A 16228-nucleotide genomic window follows, 5' to 3' on the forward strand; every position below is an offset into this window, starting at 1 on the left:
CGGCGGTCAGGCGACGCGGGTCAGGCGGGGGTCGTACTTGTAGCCGATCTGGCGGACGGTGGCGATCGCCTCCCGGTGGCCGGGGCCGAGCTTGCGGCGGATCCGGGCTATGTGGGTGGCGATGGTGCGGGTGTCGCCGGTGTCCGGCCGTCCCCAGACCGTCTCCATCAGCTGGCGGCGGGAGTGGACCCGCAGCGGGTTGTCGACCAGGTGCGCGAGCAGCTCGAACTCCAGTTAGGGGAGCGTCAGTTGCTGCCCGTCGACGGTGACGGTGCGCTGTTCGGGGTCCACCACCAGGCCGGTGTCCGGGTCGACGGCGGGCCGGGGGGCCGGTGCGGGGCGCGGCCGCCGGGGCGGGGCGGCGGCGGTGTGGTCCGAGAAGATGGCTTCGAGCCTGGGGTAGCGCACGGCCATGGCGGATGCTCCTTCGGCGGGTCGGTGCGGGGTCGGTGCGAAGTCGGTGCGGATCCGTACGAATCGGTACGGGCCGGTCAGCGGGCGGGGTGCCAGGTGTGCCAGGAGGCTTCCAGCCGGGCGGTGCCGTCCGGGGCCGTGACCGTCCGCCAGCTGGCCCGCAGCCGGGCGGGCCGGTCGGCGGAGGCGGCGGCCGGGGCCTGGGCCGTGATGGCGTGCAGGACGGTGCTGTCCAGCGGGCTCTCCGCCAGGCGTCGGCCCACGGCGGCGAGCGCGGCGCGCAGGCGGCCGCGGCCGGCGGACGGGAGGGAGGGGTGGAACGCGGCGACGATGGACATGGCAGGTCACCTCCGTGACGGGGCGGCGGGTGGAGGGGGCGCGCGAGGGCGCGGGTGGTGCGGTCGGCGGGGCGTCAGCCGTGCGGCCGGTGGCGGGCGGCGGCGCGGCTGAGGCGGCGCGCGGCGGCCGGCGGGAGGTCCGCGAAGTCGGCGAGCCAGTCCGGGCGGTGGCCCTGGCGGGCCAGCAGGTAGGCCAGGTGCACGCGCGGCTCGTACGCGGAGGCCCGGGTGTTGGGCGTGCCGGAGTGCGGGCAGGCGCCGGGGTCGTCGAGGCGGTAGTCCCTCTCGACGCCGTCGTGCAGGGCGAGGCGGACGCGCGGGCAGTGGTGGTGAAGGGCGGTGCGCATGGCCGTACTTCCTTCCTTCCCCGGGTGCGGGGCGGTCGAGGTTTCCGGGTCGGGGCCGGGGCGGCGGTACGGTCGGGCGCCGCCCCGGCGGCGGCTCAGTGGTCGAGCGCGGTCTGGACGATCTTGATGATGACCATCACCATCGCGACCAGCAGGTAGGCGCGCAGGGCGCCCATGCCGACCTTGCGGGCGGTGGACATGACCGGCTTGCCGAGGGTGTCCAGCGGGGGCATCCGCCATTCCTCGCGGCCGGTGCGGTCGATGGGGTCTTCCTTGGTCCCCCGGCGGCCGAAAGTGAAGAAGTACCCGGCGACCAGCACGCCGGCCACGCCGCAGCCGGCCATGATCCACAGGATCGCCTGCGAGCTGATGTCCGGCCAGACCACGGCGGCGGTCAGGATCAGCGACAGCATCACCAGGACCCCGACCACGGCGGAGGTGAAGGCGTTGGTCTTGGGCCCGTTGATCCAGGGTCCGAGGACGGCCTTGTCGTTGCAGAGCAGCAGCAGGAACACCGTCGCCGAGGGCAGCAGCACACCGGCCAGCACCTGGACGAACTGCGTCATCAGGCCCTGGGTGTAGTCGGTGGACAGCAGCGTGATCGCGGCCGCCGCGACCACCAGGCCCGCGTAGATCGCGTAGAAGCCCTTGGCGCCCTTGACGCCCCGGTGCAGCGAGTGCTTGATGCCGAACACGTCGCCGATGGCGTAGGCGGTGGACAGCGACACCGCGAAGGCGCCGATGATCGAGGCGTCCAGCAGCGCGATGGCGAACAGCACGCCCACCACGTGTCCGGCCTTGTCCTCGATCCCCTTGGCGACGGCGCCCGCGTCGGAGAACTGGCCGAAGCCGTCGGTGCCGGCGAAGGCCGCGGCGGTGAAGCCCATCATCGCGGCGGCGCCGATGATGACGATGGCGATCCCGATCCACAGGTCGACCTTCTCGTACTTCATGAAACGCGGCGTGATCCGCTTGTCGATGACGTACGACTGCTGGAAGAACAGCTGCCACGGGGCCACCGTGGTGCCCACGATGGAGACGATCACCAGCATCACGGCCGCCAGCTGGCCCGAGCCGCCCGGCATGCTGGGCACCACGAAGTCGTGCGCCATCTGCGAGGTCTTGGGGTGGACCATGAAGTAGATCGGCACCAGCAGCAGCGAGCCCACGCACAGCGTGACCGCGACGCGCTCGAAGCGCTGGAACGAGCCGGTGAACGCCGAGGCGATGATGATCACCGCGGCCAGCACCACCGAGGCGACCTTCGGCAGCCCGAGGTACCCGGCGGCCAGGGTGACGCCGATGAACTCGGTGACCAGCGTCAGCGCGTTCAGCAGGAACAGGTCGATGACGCTGAACGCGCCCCAGAACTTGCCGAAGCGCTCCAGGATCAGCCGGGCGTGGCCGACGCCGGTGACGGCGCCCAGGCGCAGCACCATCTCCTGGTTCACGTACAGCACCGGGACGAGCATCAGCAGCGTCCACAGCAGCTGGGTGCCGTAGTTCTGCCCGGCCTGTCCGTAGGTGGAGAAGGCGCCCGCGTCGTTGTCGCCGACCATCACGATCAGGCCGGGGCCCACGATGGCGAGCAGGGTCTTGAGTCTTGCGGACAGGCCGTGGCGTGGTGTGGTGTCGTCGAGCCGGATGGTGCCGAGCGCACCCTTGATGTCGCCGACGTGGGCGTCGTCCAGTACCGCTGAACGCGGGGCGGGGACCTTGGAGTTGAGCGTGGCGTTGGTGGTCATGACGATCCTCCCGTGGGCCCCGGGGCAGGCGGGGCGATCGGGGGCGCACGGCGGCGATCCCCCTGCGGACGGGCGCGGCGCATCGCCACCCGGTGGTGCGGGCCCGTTCGGGCACGGCGAAGCCGGGTGGTTGAGGTGATGAACCGTCAGAGATGTTCGCAGGGAGGGTCGTTACCGCGTGCCGGGAGTGTGCGAGGACAAGCGGGGGTAGGGGCAACTGTGGCCCGGACTACTGCAATCCATGTCTCTCGCCTCCTCCCGGTCGACGCACCCCGTGGTGCGTGTGATCGACGCGGCAAGGAGTTCGCCGGCGCGCGAAGCGACTGCCGGCTCACCCCAACTCGTCAGAGCTTTGGCACTCCACGGCGTGTCCAGCCCGGTCGGGCCGGAAGCCACTTCGGATCAACCCTTAGGTCGGGAAGATCTGTCCTAACCCTGGGCGTCTCTCGACGTCGTCGGATCAGTGGCCTGTGTCCGTGAAGAAGCCTCACCGAACGAGGTGCCTTCTTCAAACCTCCAGAAGCATAGACCGCGCGGAGGCCGATACTTGCGTACTTGGTAGAACCTTTACCTTCTGTCTCCGGCCGTCCCGGCCGAGGCGAGCCGGGGTACGGCGGGGCGGATCGGGTGACGTGGGGTTTTGCCGCCGGGCCGCCACGGAACGACTTCCCACCGCATCGGCAGCAGCACCAGGTTGCGCCCGAATCCAAGGGGTGGCATGGCGTCCGCAGGCTCCCAGGACGGTCCCCGGCAGGCGCGGGCCCTCGTGCTCGCCCGCCACGCGAAGCTGTGGCTCGTTCCGAGCATCCTGTGCGGCCTGCTGGCCGTGGTGCTCTCGCTGCTCTACATGGGCGGCATCCTCAACCCGAACGGGCACCTGCACCGGCTCCCGATCGCCCTGGTGAACGCGGATCAGGGCCCGCCGCCGCCGGGCCGGACGGAGACCCTGGGCGCGCGGCTCAGCCGGGAGATCGTCGCCGGGACGCCCGGCAGCACCGTCGACTGGCGCCAGGTCGACCAGGCCGAGGCGATGGAGCAGCTCTCCACCGGGAAGGTCTACGGCGCGCTGCTCGTCCCGCAGGCGTTCACCGCCGACGTGGCGGCACTGACCACCGGCCGGGCCACCGAACGGCCCACCCTGACGGTGCTGACCAACCCCGGCCTCGGCAGCCTCGGCTCCTCACTGGCCTCCCAGATCACCCAGTCCGCCGCCCACCAGGCCTCGCTGGCGCTCGGCAAGGAGTTGACCGCCGCCGTGCCGCCCACCGCCTCCGGTTCCGGTTCGGGCACGGGCACGGGCACCAGCGCCACCGCGCGGCTGCTGCTCGCCGACCCGCTCGCCGTCACCACCCGGGTCGGCCACCCGATCGGCACCCACAGCGGGCTCGGCCTGAGCGCCTTCTACTACACCCTGCTGGCCGTGCTGACCGGCTTCATCGGCGGCAACATCATCCACAACGGCGTCGACACCGCGCTCGGCTACAGCGACAGCGAACTCGGCCCCTGGCACACCCGGCGCCCGACCGTCCCGATCACCCGCACCCAGACCCTGCTGCTAAAGATGGTCATGACGGCCGGCATCATGCTGCTCACCACCACCCTGGTGATGCTCTGCTCGGTCACCGTGCTCGGCATGGACGCCCCGCACCAGGCGCTGCTCTGGGTCTTCGCCTACTGCGCCAGCCTCGCCGTCGGCCTCGGGGTGCAGGCGATCAACGCGGCGTTCGGCGGGATCGGGCAGCTGGTGTCCATGTTCGTCTTCATCGCGCTGGCGCTGCCCTCCTCGGGGGCGACCATCCCGCTCCAGGCGGTGCCCGGCTTCTACCGCTTCCTCAGCCTCTTCGAGCCGATGCGCCAGCTCAGCGACGGCATCCGGGCGATCCTGTTCTTCGACGCCCGGGCGGACGCGGGCCTGGCCCGGGGCTGGACCATGATCGCGGTCGGCGTGCTGCTCGCCCTGGCCTTCGGCTTCGGGATGACCCGGTACTACGACCGCAAGGGCCTGCACCGCTGGACGCCGCAGCCGTCGGAGTAGGCGTAGGTGTTCGGAGCGGGCGCCGTCCCCGGCTCCTACGCCTTGGTGACGGTGACCTTGAGGTGCTTCATGATCGGCTGGTCGCTCTGGGTGCTGTGGTCGCCGATCGCGCACAGCACGTTCATCTCGGGCATGTAGCCCGCCGCGCAACCGCGCGGGATGTCGTACGGGATCGCGAGGTAGCCGTTCAGGGTGCGGGTGCTGCCGTCCTTCGCGGTGCTGGTGATGTCGACCGGGTCGAGCTCGTCGATGCCGCGCTCGCGCATGTCGTCGGCGTTCAGGAAGACCAGCGTGCGCAGGTTCCGCACACCCCGGTAGCGGTCGTTGTCGGAGTAGATCGTGGTGTTCCACTGGTCGTGGGAGCGCATGGTGCCCAGCGCCAGGGTGCCCGGGGCGGGGACGACGTCGGGCAGCGGGGCGGTGGAGAACTCGGCCCGCCCGGAGGGGGTGAGGAAGACCAGCTCGCGGGCCGGCTGCTTGATCCGGAACCCGAGGGGCAGCCGCACCCGGCGGTTGAAGTCCTCGAAGCCGTCCAGGGCCCGGGACATGGTGTCGCGGATGCGGTCGTAGTCCTCGACGTACCACTCCCACGGTGTCCCGCTGTCCGGCAGCGCCGCGCGGGCCATCCCGGCGACGATGGCGGGCTCGGACAGCAGGTGCGGGGAGGCCGGGCGCTTCATGCCGACGGACAGGTGCACCATGCTCATCGAGTCCTCGACCGAGGTGCTCTGCACCCCGCCGCGCTGGTGGTCCTTCTCGGTGCGGCCCAGGCACGGCAGGATCAGCGCCCGGCGGCCGTGCACCAGGTGGCTGCGGTTCAGCTTGGTGCTCACCTGGACGGTCAACTCGCAGCCGCGCAACGCCTCGTGGGTGTAGGGCGTGTCGGGCGCGGCGAGCGCGAAGTTGCCGCCCATGGCGACGAAGACCGTCACCTCGCCGCGCCGCATCGCCTCGATGGCGGAGACGGTGTCCAGGCCGTGCGCGCGCGGCGGGTCGATCCCGCAGGCCTCGGCGAGGCGGTCCAGGAACTCGGGTGAGGGGCGGTGGTCGATGCCGCAGGTGCGGTTGCCCTGGACGTTGCTGTGCCCGCGCACCGGCGACGGGCCCGCGCCCTCCCGGCCCAGGTTGCCGCGCAGCAGCAGGAGGTTGACGATCTCCCGCACGGTGTCCACGCCGTGCTCGTGCTGGGTGACGCCCAGGCACCAGCTGACGATGGAGCGGTCGGCGTCGCGGTAGACCCGGGCGGCCTTGAGGACCTCGGCCCGGTCGAGCCCGCTCTGCCGCTCGATCTCCTCCCAGGGGGTGTCCTCGCACAGCGCGCGGTAGGCCTCGAACCCGGTGGTGTGGCGCTCGATGAACTGCCGGTCCAGGGCCCGGGGGTCGGACGTGGCCTGCTCCAGGATCGCCTTGGCCATGCCGCGCACCAGTGCCATGTCGCCGCCGATGCGCGGCTGGAGGTTCAGCGTGCTGGTCTTCGTGGACTTGAACAGCGCCATGTCCACGAACTCGTGCGGGACGATGGTGCGGGTCGCGGCCGCCTCGATCAGCGGGTTGATGTGCACGATCTGCGCGCCGCGGCGGTGCGCGTCGGCGAGGGCGGTGAGCATCCGGGGCGCGTTGGAGGCGGCGTTGACGCCCATGATGAACAGCGCGTCGGTGACCTCCCAGTCCTTGAGGTCGACCGTGCCCTTCCCGGTGCCCAACGAGGCCTGGAGGGCGCGTCCGCTGGCCTCGTGGCACATGTTGGAGCAGTCCGGCAGGTTGTTGGTGCCCAGTTCGCGGGCCATCAGCTGGTAGAGGAAGGTGGCCTCGTTGCCGAGCCGGCCGGAGGTGTAGAAGGCGGCCCGGTTCGGGTCGTCCAGCTCGCGCAGGGTGCGGCCGACCAGCTCGAAGGCGTCCTTCCAGCTGATCGGGACGTAGTGGTCCGAGTCGGCGTCGTACACCATCGGTTCGGTGAGGCGGCCCTGGTCCTCCAGCGCGAAGTCGCTCCACCCGGACAGCTCGGTCACCGAGTGCGCGGCGAAGAACTCGCGGCCGACCCGCTTGCGGGTCATCTCCCAGGTGACGTGCTTGATGCCGTTCTCGCAGATGTCCAGGTGCAGGCCCTTGGTGTCGTCCGGCCAGGCGCACCCCGGGCAGTCGAAGCCGCCGCTCTCGTGGTTCATCCGCATGATCGCCCGGGGCCCGTCCACGTACGCGCCCTCCTTCACCAGGAAGCGCGTCACGCTCTTCGCGGCACCCCAACCGGCGGCCGGGTGGTGGTACGGCGCGAACTGCGGCGGCCCGACGGGGTCGGGGCCCACGGCCGGCTCGTCCCGGGCGGGGTTCTGCTGGGCCGGGCTCTGCTGGGCGGGGCTCTGCTGGGGGTCCTCGGGGGAGTTCACGAAGCCCGCCGTTCGCCGACCGACAGCACGACCGCGCTCGCCGCGCCGTTCGGCGCCTCGTAGTTCACGGTCTCCCCGGCGTGCCGCCCGAGCAGCGCCCGCCCGAGCGGGCTGTCGGCGGTCACCAGGGTCTCCTCCCGCACCTCGGCGAGCTCCGCCACCTCGACGGTCTCCTCCACCCCGTCCGCGAACCGCACGGTGACGGTGGAGCCCACCCCCACCACCTCCGTGGACGGCGGCCCGGCGGCGGCCCCCTCGCGGACCCGGGCCTCCAGCTCGGCGATCCGCTCGTCCAGCCGGGCGACGTCGTCGGCCCGCTGCAACTCGTCCGCCGCGTCCGCCCGGTCGCCGACGTCCTCCCCGCGCAGCGTCCCCACCACTTTCGCCCGCTCGCCGCGCAGCTCGGCCAACTCCTCCTGCACGGCGCGCAGCGCCTCGGCACTGATGGGCTCGGGACCGTCTGTCATGGCTGCTCCCGGGTCGTTCGCGGAACGCTCAAGCACGGGTCGCTTCCATTACCCCACCACCCCGCACCCCCGGCAAATCCGGCCGCCGGATGTGCCCGGATCCGCCGAACCGGTTCGGGCGGGTGCGGCCGTCCGGCACAATGACGCCCATGACCAGCGTCGACGACCCGAGTGCGGGCCCGCCGGCCGGCGACACCGACCGAGCCGATGAGCGATACCGGCCGTTCGCGCATCTCGCCACCGAGGGCCGCGAGCTCTACCGGCAGGTGATGGGGGTGTTCGTCCGAGCCAAGCAGGAGTTCACCGTCCACCTGCGCCCGGAGGACGTCCACCTGGGCCTCCCGCCGGAGGTGCGACCGTCGGTGGAGGCGGTGGCCACCGCGCTGGAACGACTGGCCAAGTGGGGGAACCTTCGGCCCGATCCCGACACCGGCCGGGTCACGGCCCTGGAGGACTTCTACCGTTCCCGGTACATCTACCAGCTCACCCGCGCAGGAGAGGCCGCGGAGGAGGCGCTGGCGGCGTACGACGCGGCGCTCGGCCGCCGGGGCGAGTTGCAGGCGGTCGCCCTCGCCGACATCGCCGTGCACCTGCGGGCGCTGTTGGCCCTGGCCGACCGGGACGAACCGGACCCGGCGGTGACGCATCTGGCGCTCCTCGCCCTGGTGGACCGCTTCTCGGGGCTGGCCGAGAACGCCCGCGCGTTCATGAGTTCGCTCCAGCGGACGGTCGACCTGCACGAGGCCGAGGTCGAGGTGTTCCTCGCCTACAAACAGCGGTTGATCGACTACCTGGAGCGGTTCATCGAGGACCTGGTGACCCGGGGCGCCGAGATCGCGGGGCTGCTGGAGCACCTCGGCGCGTCCCAGGACGGGCGGATCGGGCCGTTGCTGCGCCTGGCCGTGGAGCGTGAGGCCGCCGACGCGGCTCCGGACCGGGCCGGTGAGGCGCTGGCGGCGAGGGAGCGGCGCTGGACCGGCCGCTGGGACGGATTGCGGGCCTGGTTCCTCAGCGTGCCCGGCCGCAGTTCGCAGGCCAAACTGCTGCGCTCCGCCGCCCGCCAGGCGATTCCCCAACTGCTCGGCGTGGTGCAGGCGTTGAACGAGCGCCGGGCAGGCCGATCGGATCGCTCGGCGGACTTCCGCGAACTCGCCCGATGGTTCGCCGAGGCGCCCGACGACGACTCCCGACACCGGCTGTGGCGCTCGGCGTTCGGACTGTACTCGGCCAGACATCTGACGATTGATCAGGAATCGCTGACCGAACGGGAGGTCGATCCGGTGCCCGCCTCCGCGTCCTGGTGTGACGCGGCGGGCGTGCGGATCAGTCCGCAGTTGCGCCGCACCGGTTCGTACGAGCGGCGAGGCCGGTCGCGGTCCGTGCAGGACCGTGGCGAGGCGAAGTCGCACCTGGCCGATCTGGCCCGCAAGCAGGCCGAGCAGACGGCGGCGGTCCGGGCCCGGCTGGCCACCCGGGGCGAGGTGCGGCTCAGTGAGCTGGACGAACTGGACCGGGAGGCCTTCCGGCTGTTCCTGCTGCTTCTCGGCGACGCGTTGTCCGCCTGGCGTCCGGGCGCGGATTCGGTCGCGGCCACGACCAACGACGGGACGATGGAGATCAGGCTGACGAGGTTGCGCGGCGGCGGGATCGCTGAGATCCGCACCCCCGACGGCGTGCTGTGGGGCCCGGAACATCTGGTCGAGATCATCGACCTGGCGAACGAGAACGATCCCGTGGGGGCCTACCGTGAGTGACGACCGCCTGGGCGACGTGCTCGCCGCGCAGCGTTCCGCGGAGGTCCGTCGAGCCGCCCGGGCGTTGCTGCGTCGTCCGCTGCTGCGGGCGGGAGGGTCTCACGCCGACGACTTCCGCCTCGTGCGGCAGTACGCGACGGAGCTGCGCACCTGGTTCGACCGGAACACTGGCTGGGCGCTGTCGGTGGACTCGGAGGTGGTCCGGTTGCGCCGCATTCCGGGCCGGCCCGACGATCCCACGCACCCGGCCCGCGATCAGCGCACCGGCCTGCCGTTCTCCCGGCGCCGCTATGTCCTGATCTGCCTGTGCCTGGCGGTGCTGCAACGTGCCGAGCAGCAGATCGCGCTGGGCCGTTTGGCGGAGCAGGTGGTGCTCTCGGCGGCCGATCCGACGCTCGACGCGGCCGGGGTGGAATTCACCCTCTCCGACCGGGAGCAGCGCACCGATCTGGTGGCGGTGGTCCGGCTGTTGCTGGAATGGGGTGTGCTCGCCAAGGTGGCGGGCGACGAGGATGCCTTCCTGAAGTCGGCCGGGGACGCCCTGTACGACGTGGATCGCCGGGTGCTGGCCGTCCTGCTCGTCTCCCGGCGGGGCCCGAGCACGGTGCGCGCGGACGGCTTCGAGGAGCGGCTTGCCGAACTCAACGCCGAAGTGCTGCCGGACAGCGACGAACTGCGAAACAGGGCGCTGCGGCACACCCTGTCCCGTCGGCTGCTGGACGATCCGGTGCTCTACCTGGACGGACTGACCGAGAGCGAGAGCGCCTACCTCACCTCCCAGCGCGGCGCGCTGACCCGGCGCGTCGCCGAACTCACCGGCCTGGTCGCGGAGGTGAGGGCAGAAGGCCTGGCGATGGTGGACCCGGACGACGATCTGACGGACCTGCGGATGCCCGAATCCGGCACCGACGGCCATGTGGCGCTGCTGGTGGCCGAGTACCTCGCCGGACGGGGCGGCACCGTCCCGCTGGCCGACGTGCACCGGCAGGTGGCCGGCTGGGCCCTGGAGCACGCCGGGTTCTGGCGGCGGAGCGCCACCGCTCCCGGTGCTGAGGCGGAGCTGGCCGAGCAGGCCGTGGACCGGCTGACCGCGCTGGGGCTGCTGGATCGCGCGGTGGCCTCGGACGGTGCCGCCCTGGTGCGGCCCCGGCCGGCGTTGGACCGCTACCGAGTCGGTGAGACCGTCCTGCTGGAACCGGGCCAGAGCGTGCCCCGGAAGAACCCGAAGAAGAACCCGAAGACGACTGCCGGCCGCACGAAGGGCGCGAGGACCCGATGAACACCACCGCCAGGACGCGGCTGCCCCTGCCACTGCCCACCCGTACGCGCTGGCAGCCGCTGAGGGTCGGGCTGGTCGACCTCTTCTACTACGACGTCGAGGAGTTCCACTTCCGCGACGGCCGGTTGCTCTTCCGGGGCAACAACGGCACCGGCAAGTCCAAGGTGCTCGCCCTGACCCTGCCCTTCCTACTGGACGGCGACCTCTCCCCGCACCGGGTGGAGCCGGACGCCGACCCGAAGAAGCGGATGGAGTGGAACCTGTTGCTCGGCGGCGAGCATCCGCACCCCGAGCGGCTCGGTTACACCTGGATCGAGTTCGGCCGCCTGGACCAGGACGGCACCGCGCACTACACCACGCTCGGCTGCGGACTGAAGGCGGTCAGCGGTCGGGGCATCGCCCGCCACTGGTACTTCGTCACCGACCGGCGGGTCGGTCCGGAGCTGCGGTTGGTGGATTCCACCGGCGCCGCGATCGGCCGTGACCGGCTGGCCGAGGCGTTGGACGGCCGGGGCCTGCTGTACGACTCGGCGCGGGCGTACCGGCGGGCGGTAGACGAGGTGCTGTTCGGCCTCGGCGAGCAGCGGTACGCGGCCCTGGTCGACCTGCTGGTACAGCTACGCCAGCCGCAGTTGTCGAAGCGGCCCAGCGAGAAGACGCTCTCCCGGGCCCTGACCGAGTCGCTGCCGCCGATGGACCAGGCCGTGGTCGCCGACGTCGCGGAGGCGTTCCGTTCACTGGACGAGGAGAAGGAGCAACTGGCGGTGATGGCCGCCGCCGAGCGCGCGGCGGGTTCCTTCCTCCAGCACTACCGCCGCTACGCCCGGGTGGCGGCCCGGCGCAAGGCCCGTGCCCCCCGCGCGCAGCACTCCCGCTACGAGGCGCTGCGGGTCGAACTCAACACCGCCGAACAGGATTTCGAGGCGGCCGGCATCGCGCTCGTCGAGGCCGAGACCCGGTTGGAGGAGCTGGACCGCCGGCGCACCGGTCTGCGGGCCAGGGACGAGGCCCTGCGGGCCGGTCCGGAGATGCGCAGCGCCCGCGAACTGGAGCAGGCCGCCGCTCTGGCAGGGCGCACCGCGCGGGACGCCGAACGCGCCGAGGCCGACGGGCTGCGGGCCGAGGAGGAACTGACGCGGTTCGCCGCCCGGTTGGGCGGTGCGCGGTCCCGCACGGAGGCCGCCGAGCGTGCTCAGGGCGTCGTACTGGACCGGGCCCGGTCCGGGGCGATCACGGCCGGGCTGGAACGGGAGCACATGGAGCGGGCTGTCCGCCCCCTCGCCGAGGGAGAGGTCCCCGGAACGGCGCAGCACAACGCCGCCGAGTTCACCGACCGTCGCCAGCGCTCGATCGCGCTGGTCGAGGAACACCTCGCGACCGCCCAGGAGTCGATCCGGGAGCTGGACCGGGCCCGCCGTCGGCTGGAGGACGCGGACGGCGAACTGGCCCACCGGGCCGAGCTGCGGGCCGAGGCCGAGGAGAGTACGGCACGGGAGGGCCAGGACTACCTCGCGGCCGTTCGCTCGTACCTCACCGGGTGCCAGTTGCTGCGCCCCGCCGACCCCGGGGGAATGCTCGACGAACTGGACCAGTGGGTGGGGACGTTGGTCGGCACCGACCCGTCCCGGGCGGCGGCGCAGCGGGCAGCCTCGACCGTCGGTGCCGAACTCGCGCGACTTCGGGCGGCGTTGGAGTCGCAGCAACAGGATGTCGACGAGAGCAGGGATCGGCTGCAGGGCGAGCTCGCCGAACTCGGGCGCGGTGGTCGGCGCGGTCCGCAGGCCCCATACACCCGTTCGCGCGAGGCCCGACAGGGCCGCCCGGGCGCGCCGTTGTGGCAGCTGGTCGACGTCGCAGACGACTTGGCGCCCACTCAGGCCGCCGAACTGGAAGCCGCCCTGGAGGCCTCGGGGTTGCTGGACGCCTGGGTCTCTCCCGGCGGAACGGTGGCCGTGGCAGGCATCGGAGACATCCTGGCCACCGTCGGTGCGCCGGTGGACGGCGCCTCGCTCACCGCCGTACTGCGCCCGGCGGTGGACCGGTCCGATCCGGCTGCGGCCGCTCTCCCCGACGAGCTGGTCGATCGGCTCCTCGCTGGTATCGGCCTGGTCCATGTGGGCGAGGAACTGCCCCACGCCGGCAGCTGGATCGGCCTGGACGGGCGGTTCCGCCTCGGCTCTCTGGCCGGCGCCTGGTCCAAACCGGCCGCCGAGTACCTCGGCGAAGGTGCCCGGGAGCAGGCCCGGCGAGCCAGGACCGCCGTCGTCGAGACGGAACTCGCCCGACTCGCGGAGCAGTCGGCGGACCTCGCGGACCGCTCCGCGCGGGTGGAGACGGACGTCCGCACCTTGGCGGCCGAGCAGGCGGCCCTGCCGGACGACGCCGCCCTGCGCGGTGCGCACGCCGTGGCGGTGGCGGCCCACCGTGAGCACGCGCGCGCCGCCGAGCGCCGCGGGGAGTCCGAGCGGATCGCCGCCGAGGCCGCCGCCGCTGCCGAGCACTCCACCGCCGAACTGCACGACCTGGCCGAGGAACTCGGCCTTCCCGCCACCAGTGCGGGTCTGCGGCAGGCCCGCGAGGCCCTCGGTTCCTACCGGGAGACCCTGGCCGAACTCTGGCCCGCCGTGCGGGAGACCCGCGCCGCCCGGACCGCTCTGGCGGCCGAGGCCGTCGACCATGGCCGGGCCGCCGAGCGCGTCGCCGAGCTGGCTGAGCGCTCGCGCGACGCGGCGCGGGAGGCTGTCACGGCGGGGGAGCGCCACGCGACGCTCGCCGCCACCGTCGGTGCCGCCGTCGCCGAGCTGCAACGTCAACTCGTCCACGTGGCCGAGACGTTGCATGGATGTGAGGAGGACGAGCGGGCCACCCGCCGGGAGCAGAACGCCGCCACCGGCCGCCAGGCCGCCGCCGACGCCTTGCGGACCCGGGTCCGCATCGAGATCCAGGACACCGCCCGCACCCGCACCGAAGCGATCGACGCGCTGCGCCGCTTCGCCGCCACCGGGTTGCTCGTCGTCGCCCTGCCCGACCTCGCCGAGGAGCACGCCGGTGACTCCTGGGCCCCCGAGCCGGCCGTCCGTCTGGCCCGGGCCATCGAGCGTGAGCTGGAATCCGTCGACGACGCCGACCCGGCCTGGGAACGCGTTCAGCGCCGGATCACCGAAGAGCTCAAGGAACTCTCCGACGCCCTCGCCCGCCATGGGCACAGCGCGGCGGCCCGGATGCTGGAGGAGGGGCTGGTCGTCGACATCGTATTCCAGGGCCGCGAACGCTCTGTCCCCGAGCTGGCCGCCGCTCTGGCCTCCGAGGTCGCCGACCGGCAACGGCTGCTCTCCGCCCGGGAGCAGGAGATCCTGGAGAACCACCTGATCACCGAGGTGGCCGGCACCCTTCAGGAACTCGTCAGTGCCGCCGAGCACCAGGTCCTGCGGATGAACGGGGAGCTCAAGGACCGCCCGACCAGCACCGGGATGCTGCTTCGACTGGTGTGGCGGCCTGCCCGCGACGCACCCGGCGGCCTGACGGCCGCCCGTGACCGCCTCCTGCGCCAGTCCTCCGACGCCTGGACCGCCGCCGACCGGGCCGCCCTCGGCGACTTCCTCCAGGCGCAGATCGAGCGCGCTCGCTCCGCCAACCCGTCCGGGACCTGGCTGGAGCATCTCACCGCGGCCCTGGATTACCGTTCCTGGCACGAGTTCGGCATCGAGCGCCACCAGCACGGCAAGTGGCAGTCCGCCACCGGCCCGGCCTCCGGCGGCGAGCGGGTGCTCTCCGTCTCGCTCCCGCTGTTCGCCGCCGCGTCCTCGCACTACGCCTCGGCCGGAAGCCCGTATGCGCCGCGTCTGGTCACCCTGGACGAGGCGTTCGCCGGGGTGGACGACGACTCCCGTGCCAAGTCGCTCGGCCTGCTCACCGCCTTCGACCTGGACGTCGTGATGACCTCCGAGCGTGAATGGGGCTGCTACCCGGAGGTCCCGGGCCTGGCCATCGCCCAGCTCTCCCGGGTCGACGAGATCGCCGCCGTCCTGGTCACCCGCTGGGAGTGGGACGGCCGGCGGCGCTCTCGCGTGGCCGACGCGGAGGTGCCGGGCCAGCGGCAGGAAGGCGTGTTCTCCTGACCATGGACGTGCCCCGGCTCCAGCGCCTGATCGGCGCACCCGAACTCACCTGGCTGCTCGACCGAGCGCGTCGGCGGATGGAGGCGGGACAGCCGCTCGATGCCACGGTCACCCTCAGCGGTGCCGCCGACGCCGAACGGGCCGCCGTCGCCCGGCTTTTGGGCCGTGCGCCGCGTCCGGGTCGCTCGCTGTCCGTGTCACTGGCGGCCGTCGACCGGGTGCTGCGCGCGAGCGGCGTCAGCCCGGACGGCCTGGCCGCTGCCGTCGTCGCGCTCACCGGGCCGGTCGTACCCCGACAGGAAGCGGTCGACCGGCTCGCCCTGGCCTGGGAACACGCCTTCGCTCCACTCGCCTCCGTGGTGGCCGCCCGACCCGATCTCGCCGACTGGTACGTTTCCCTGCACGCCACCGGCCTCGTCCGCCGGCTGGCCCGCGGTCCCGAGGAAGCCGCACCGCTGCTCGCCGATCTGGCCCGCCTGCTGCCGTACCTGCCGGCATCGCCGCCGCGCTCGCTCAGCACCTTCGCCGCCGAACGCACTGGTGACGCCCACACCCTCGACCAAGGCCCGCTGGCGACCCTCACGCTGGACGCCGTCCGAGCCCTCACCGGCACTCCGCCCGGCGACGGTGCCCAGGCACGGCGCGACACCTGGGCGGCAGCGGGGCTCCTGCTCGACGAGCTGTCGTCGCAGGTCATTGCCCTCAACCTCCCCGGCGACCGGGACACCGCCACCGGGCGGGTCCTCGCCGCACTCGGATCGGTCGGTCAGCCCGCCGTGCTGACGCTCCGGCAACTCGTCCGCGACGCCCCTCGTCCGCCACGTGGCGGCACGGCGTACGTGTGCGAGAACCCGGCCGTCGTCCTGGCGGCCGCGGACCGACTCGGCCCCGACTGCGCACCGCTGGTCTGCGTCCAGGGTCAGCCCAGTGTGGCCGCCCTGCGCCTGCTGAGGCTCTACGCCGACACCGGATGGACGCTGCGCTACCACGGGGACTTCGACTGGGGCGGCCTCCGCATCGCCACCCGGCTGTTGTCCCACGTCCCCTGGGCCCCGTGGCGGTACACCGCCACCGACTACCGCGCCGCCCTCGACACGCACCCCGCCACCGCGGTCCTCACCGGCACCCCGACCGAAGCGCCCTGGGACCCGAAGCTGTCCTCGGTACTCCTTGCCTCGGGCCGGCGCATAGAGGAGGAGTTGGTCCTGGAAACTCTGATCGCGGACCTGGCGGGCCGGACCGCCACGTAGGTGAGTCGGCCGGACCGGCCTCGCCGTACGCGTGCGTGTCCGCACGGTTTTCTTTCTGAACAACGTGCATCGGGTAGCCGTAGTTGTCACAATGGAC

At 72.5% G+C, this 16228-nt stretch carries 12 protein-coding genes and 1 riboswitch; of the genes, 5 read left to right on the plus strand and 7 right to left on the minus strand.

The window, feature by feature from the left end:
• Positions 1–6: 6 nt before the first annotated feature.
• The 5 genes from OG556_RS25970 to OG556_RS25990 all read right to left on the minus strand — a co-directional run bounded on the left by OG556_RS25970 (position 7) and on the right by OG556_RS25990 (position 2844).
• Positions 7–234 carry a winged helix-turn-helix domain-containing protein gene (locus tag OG556_RS25970; RefSeq protein ID WP_371522895.1) on the minus strand — a complete coding sequence of 76 codons (228 nt, stop codon included), beginning with the start codon at positions 232–234 and terminating at the stop codon, positions 7–9.
• Entirely contained in the window at positions 235–414 is a 180-nt protein-coding gene (locus OG556_RS25975; protein WP_371519899.1) for a hypothetical protein, read from the minus strand.
• A gap of 77 nt (positions 415–491) precedes the next feature.
• A complete protein-coding gene (locus OG556_RS25980; RefSeq protein ID WP_371519902.1) occupies positions 492–752 on the minus strand; it encodes a hypothetical protein in 261 nt (86 codons plus the stop codon).
• A gap of 74 nt (positions 753–826) precedes the next feature.
• A complete protein-coding gene (locus OG556_RS25985; RefSeq protein ID WP_363375417.1) occupies positions 827–1099 on the minus strand; it encodes a hypothetical protein in 273 nt (90 codons plus the stop codon).
• Positions 1100–1194: 95 nt separating this feature from the next.
• Positions 1195–2844: an NRAMP family divalent metal transporter gene (locus OG556_RS25990; RefSeq protein WP_371519905.1), complete on the minus strand. Its 1650-nt coding sequence runs from the start codon at positions 2842–2844 to the stop codon at positions 1195–1197.
• Between the two features lie 328 nt (positions 2845–3172).
• Positions 3173–3350: riboswitch (M-box (ykoK) riboswitch) on the minus strand.
• Between the two features lie 212 nt (positions 3351–3562).
• Here OG556_RS25990 and OG556_RS25995 point away from each other — a divergent pair.
• The gene (locus OG556_RS25995) at positions 3563–4879 is read left to right on the plus strand and encodes a YhgE/Pip domain-containing protein (protein WP_371519906.1); all 1317 of its coding nucleotides are present in this window, start codon (positions 3563–3565) and stop codon (positions 4877–4879) included.
• A gap of 35 nt (positions 4880–4914) precedes the next feature.
• On the opposite strand, the gene OG556_RS26000 is transcribed toward OG556_RS25995, so the two are convergent.
• Both OG556_RS26000 and OG556_RS26005 read right to left on the minus strand, forming a co-directional pair.
• Positions 4915–7182, minus strand: a complete 2268-nt coding sequence (locus OG556_RS26000) for an FdhF/YdeP family oxidoreductase (RefSeq protein ID WP_371522897.1) — start codon at positions 7180–7182, stop codon at positions 4915–4917.
• 77 nt (positions 7183–7259) lie between these two features.
• Positions 7260–7730 carry a GreA/GreB family elongation factor gene (locus OG556_RS26005; RefSeq protein WP_363624342.1) on the minus strand — a complete coding sequence of 157 codons (471 nt, stop codon included), beginning with the start codon at positions 7728–7730 and terminating at the stop codon, positions 7260–7262.
• Between the two features lie 149 nt (positions 7731–7879).
• Between OG556_RS26005 and OG556_RS26010 the strand changes: the two genes are divergently transcribed.
• From OG556_RS26010 to OG556_RS26025, 4 genes are read left to right on the plus strand one after another with little or no spacing between them, the layout of a single operon-like run.
• The gene (locus OG556_RS26010; RefSeq protein WP_371519909.1) at positions 7880–9484 is read left to right on the plus strand and encodes a TIGR02677 family protein; all 1605 of its coding nucleotides are present in this window, start codon (positions 7880–7882) and stop codon (positions 9482–9484) included.
• Positions 9477–10763, plus strand: a complete 1287-nt coding sequence (locus OG556_RS26015) for a TIGR02678 family protein (protein WP_371519912.1) — start codon at positions 9477–9479, stop codon at positions 10761–10763. The genes OG556_RS26010 and OG556_RS26015 overlap by 8 nt, the downstream gene beginning before the upstream one ends.
• Positions 10760–14881, plus strand: a complete 4122-nt coding sequence (locus OG556_RS26020; RefSeq protein WP_371519914.1) for a TIGR02680 family protein — start codon at positions 10760–10762, stop codon at positions 14879–14881. The genes OG556_RS26015 and OG556_RS26020 overlap by 4 nt, the downstream gene beginning before the upstream one ends.
• Positions 14882–14883: 2 nt before the next feature.
• Positions 14884–16131 carry a TIGR02679 family protein gene (locus OG556_RS26025; RefSeq protein WP_371519917.1) on the plus strand — a complete coding sequence of 416 codons (1248 nt, stop codon included), beginning with the start codon at positions 14884–14886 and terminating at the stop codon, positions 16129–16131.
• Positions 16132–16228 lie beyond the last annotated feature (97 nt).

It is taken from the genome of Kitasatospora sp. NBC_01300 (genome assembly GCF_041435235.1).
Classification (GTDB): Bacteria; Actinomycetota; Actinomycetes; order Streptomycetales; family Streptomycetaceae; genus Kitasatospora.

What these genes read in the sequence shown, in the direction of transcription:
- OG556_RS25990 (WP_371519905.1), bottom strand. Translation starts at nt 2,844, where the DNA reads ATGACCACCAACGCCACGCTCAACTCCAAGGTCCCCGCCCCGCGTTCA.
- OG556_RS26010 (WP_371519909.1), top strand. Translation starts at nt 7,880, where the DNA reads ATGACCAGCGTCGACGACCCGAGTGCGGGCCCGCCGGCCGGCGACACC.
- OG556_RS25975 (WP_371519899.1), bottom strand. Translation starts at nt 414, where the DNA reads ATGGCCGTGCGCTACCCCAGGCTCGAAGCCATCTTCTCGGACCACACC.
- OG556_RS26025 (WP_371519917.1), top strand. Translation starts at nt 14,884, where the DNA reads ATGGACGTGCCCCGGCTCCAGCGCCTGATCGGCGCACCCGAACTCACC.
- OG556_RS26005 (WP_363624342.1), bottom strand. Translation starts at nt 7,730, where the DNA reads ATGACAGACGGTCCCGAGCCCATCAGTGCCGAGGCGCTGCGCGCCGTG.
- OG556_RS25995 (WP_371519906.1), top strand. Translation starts at nt 3,563, where the DNA reads ATGGCGTCCGCAGGCTCCCAGGACGGTCCCCGGCAGGCGCGGGCCCTC.
- OG556_RS25980 (WP_371519902.1), bottom strand. Translation starts at nt 752, where the DNA reads ATGTCCATCGTCGCCGCGTTCCACCCCTCCCTCCCGTCCGCCGGCCGC.
- OG556_RS25985 (WP_363375417.1), bottom strand. Translation starts at nt 1,099, where the DNA reads ATGCGCACCGCCCTTCACCACCACTGCCCGCGCGTCCGCCTCGCCCTG.
- OG556_RS26020 (WP_371519914.1), top strand. Translation starts at nt 10,760, where the DNA reads ATGAACACCACCGCCAGGACGCGGCTGCCCCTGCCACTGCCCACCCGT.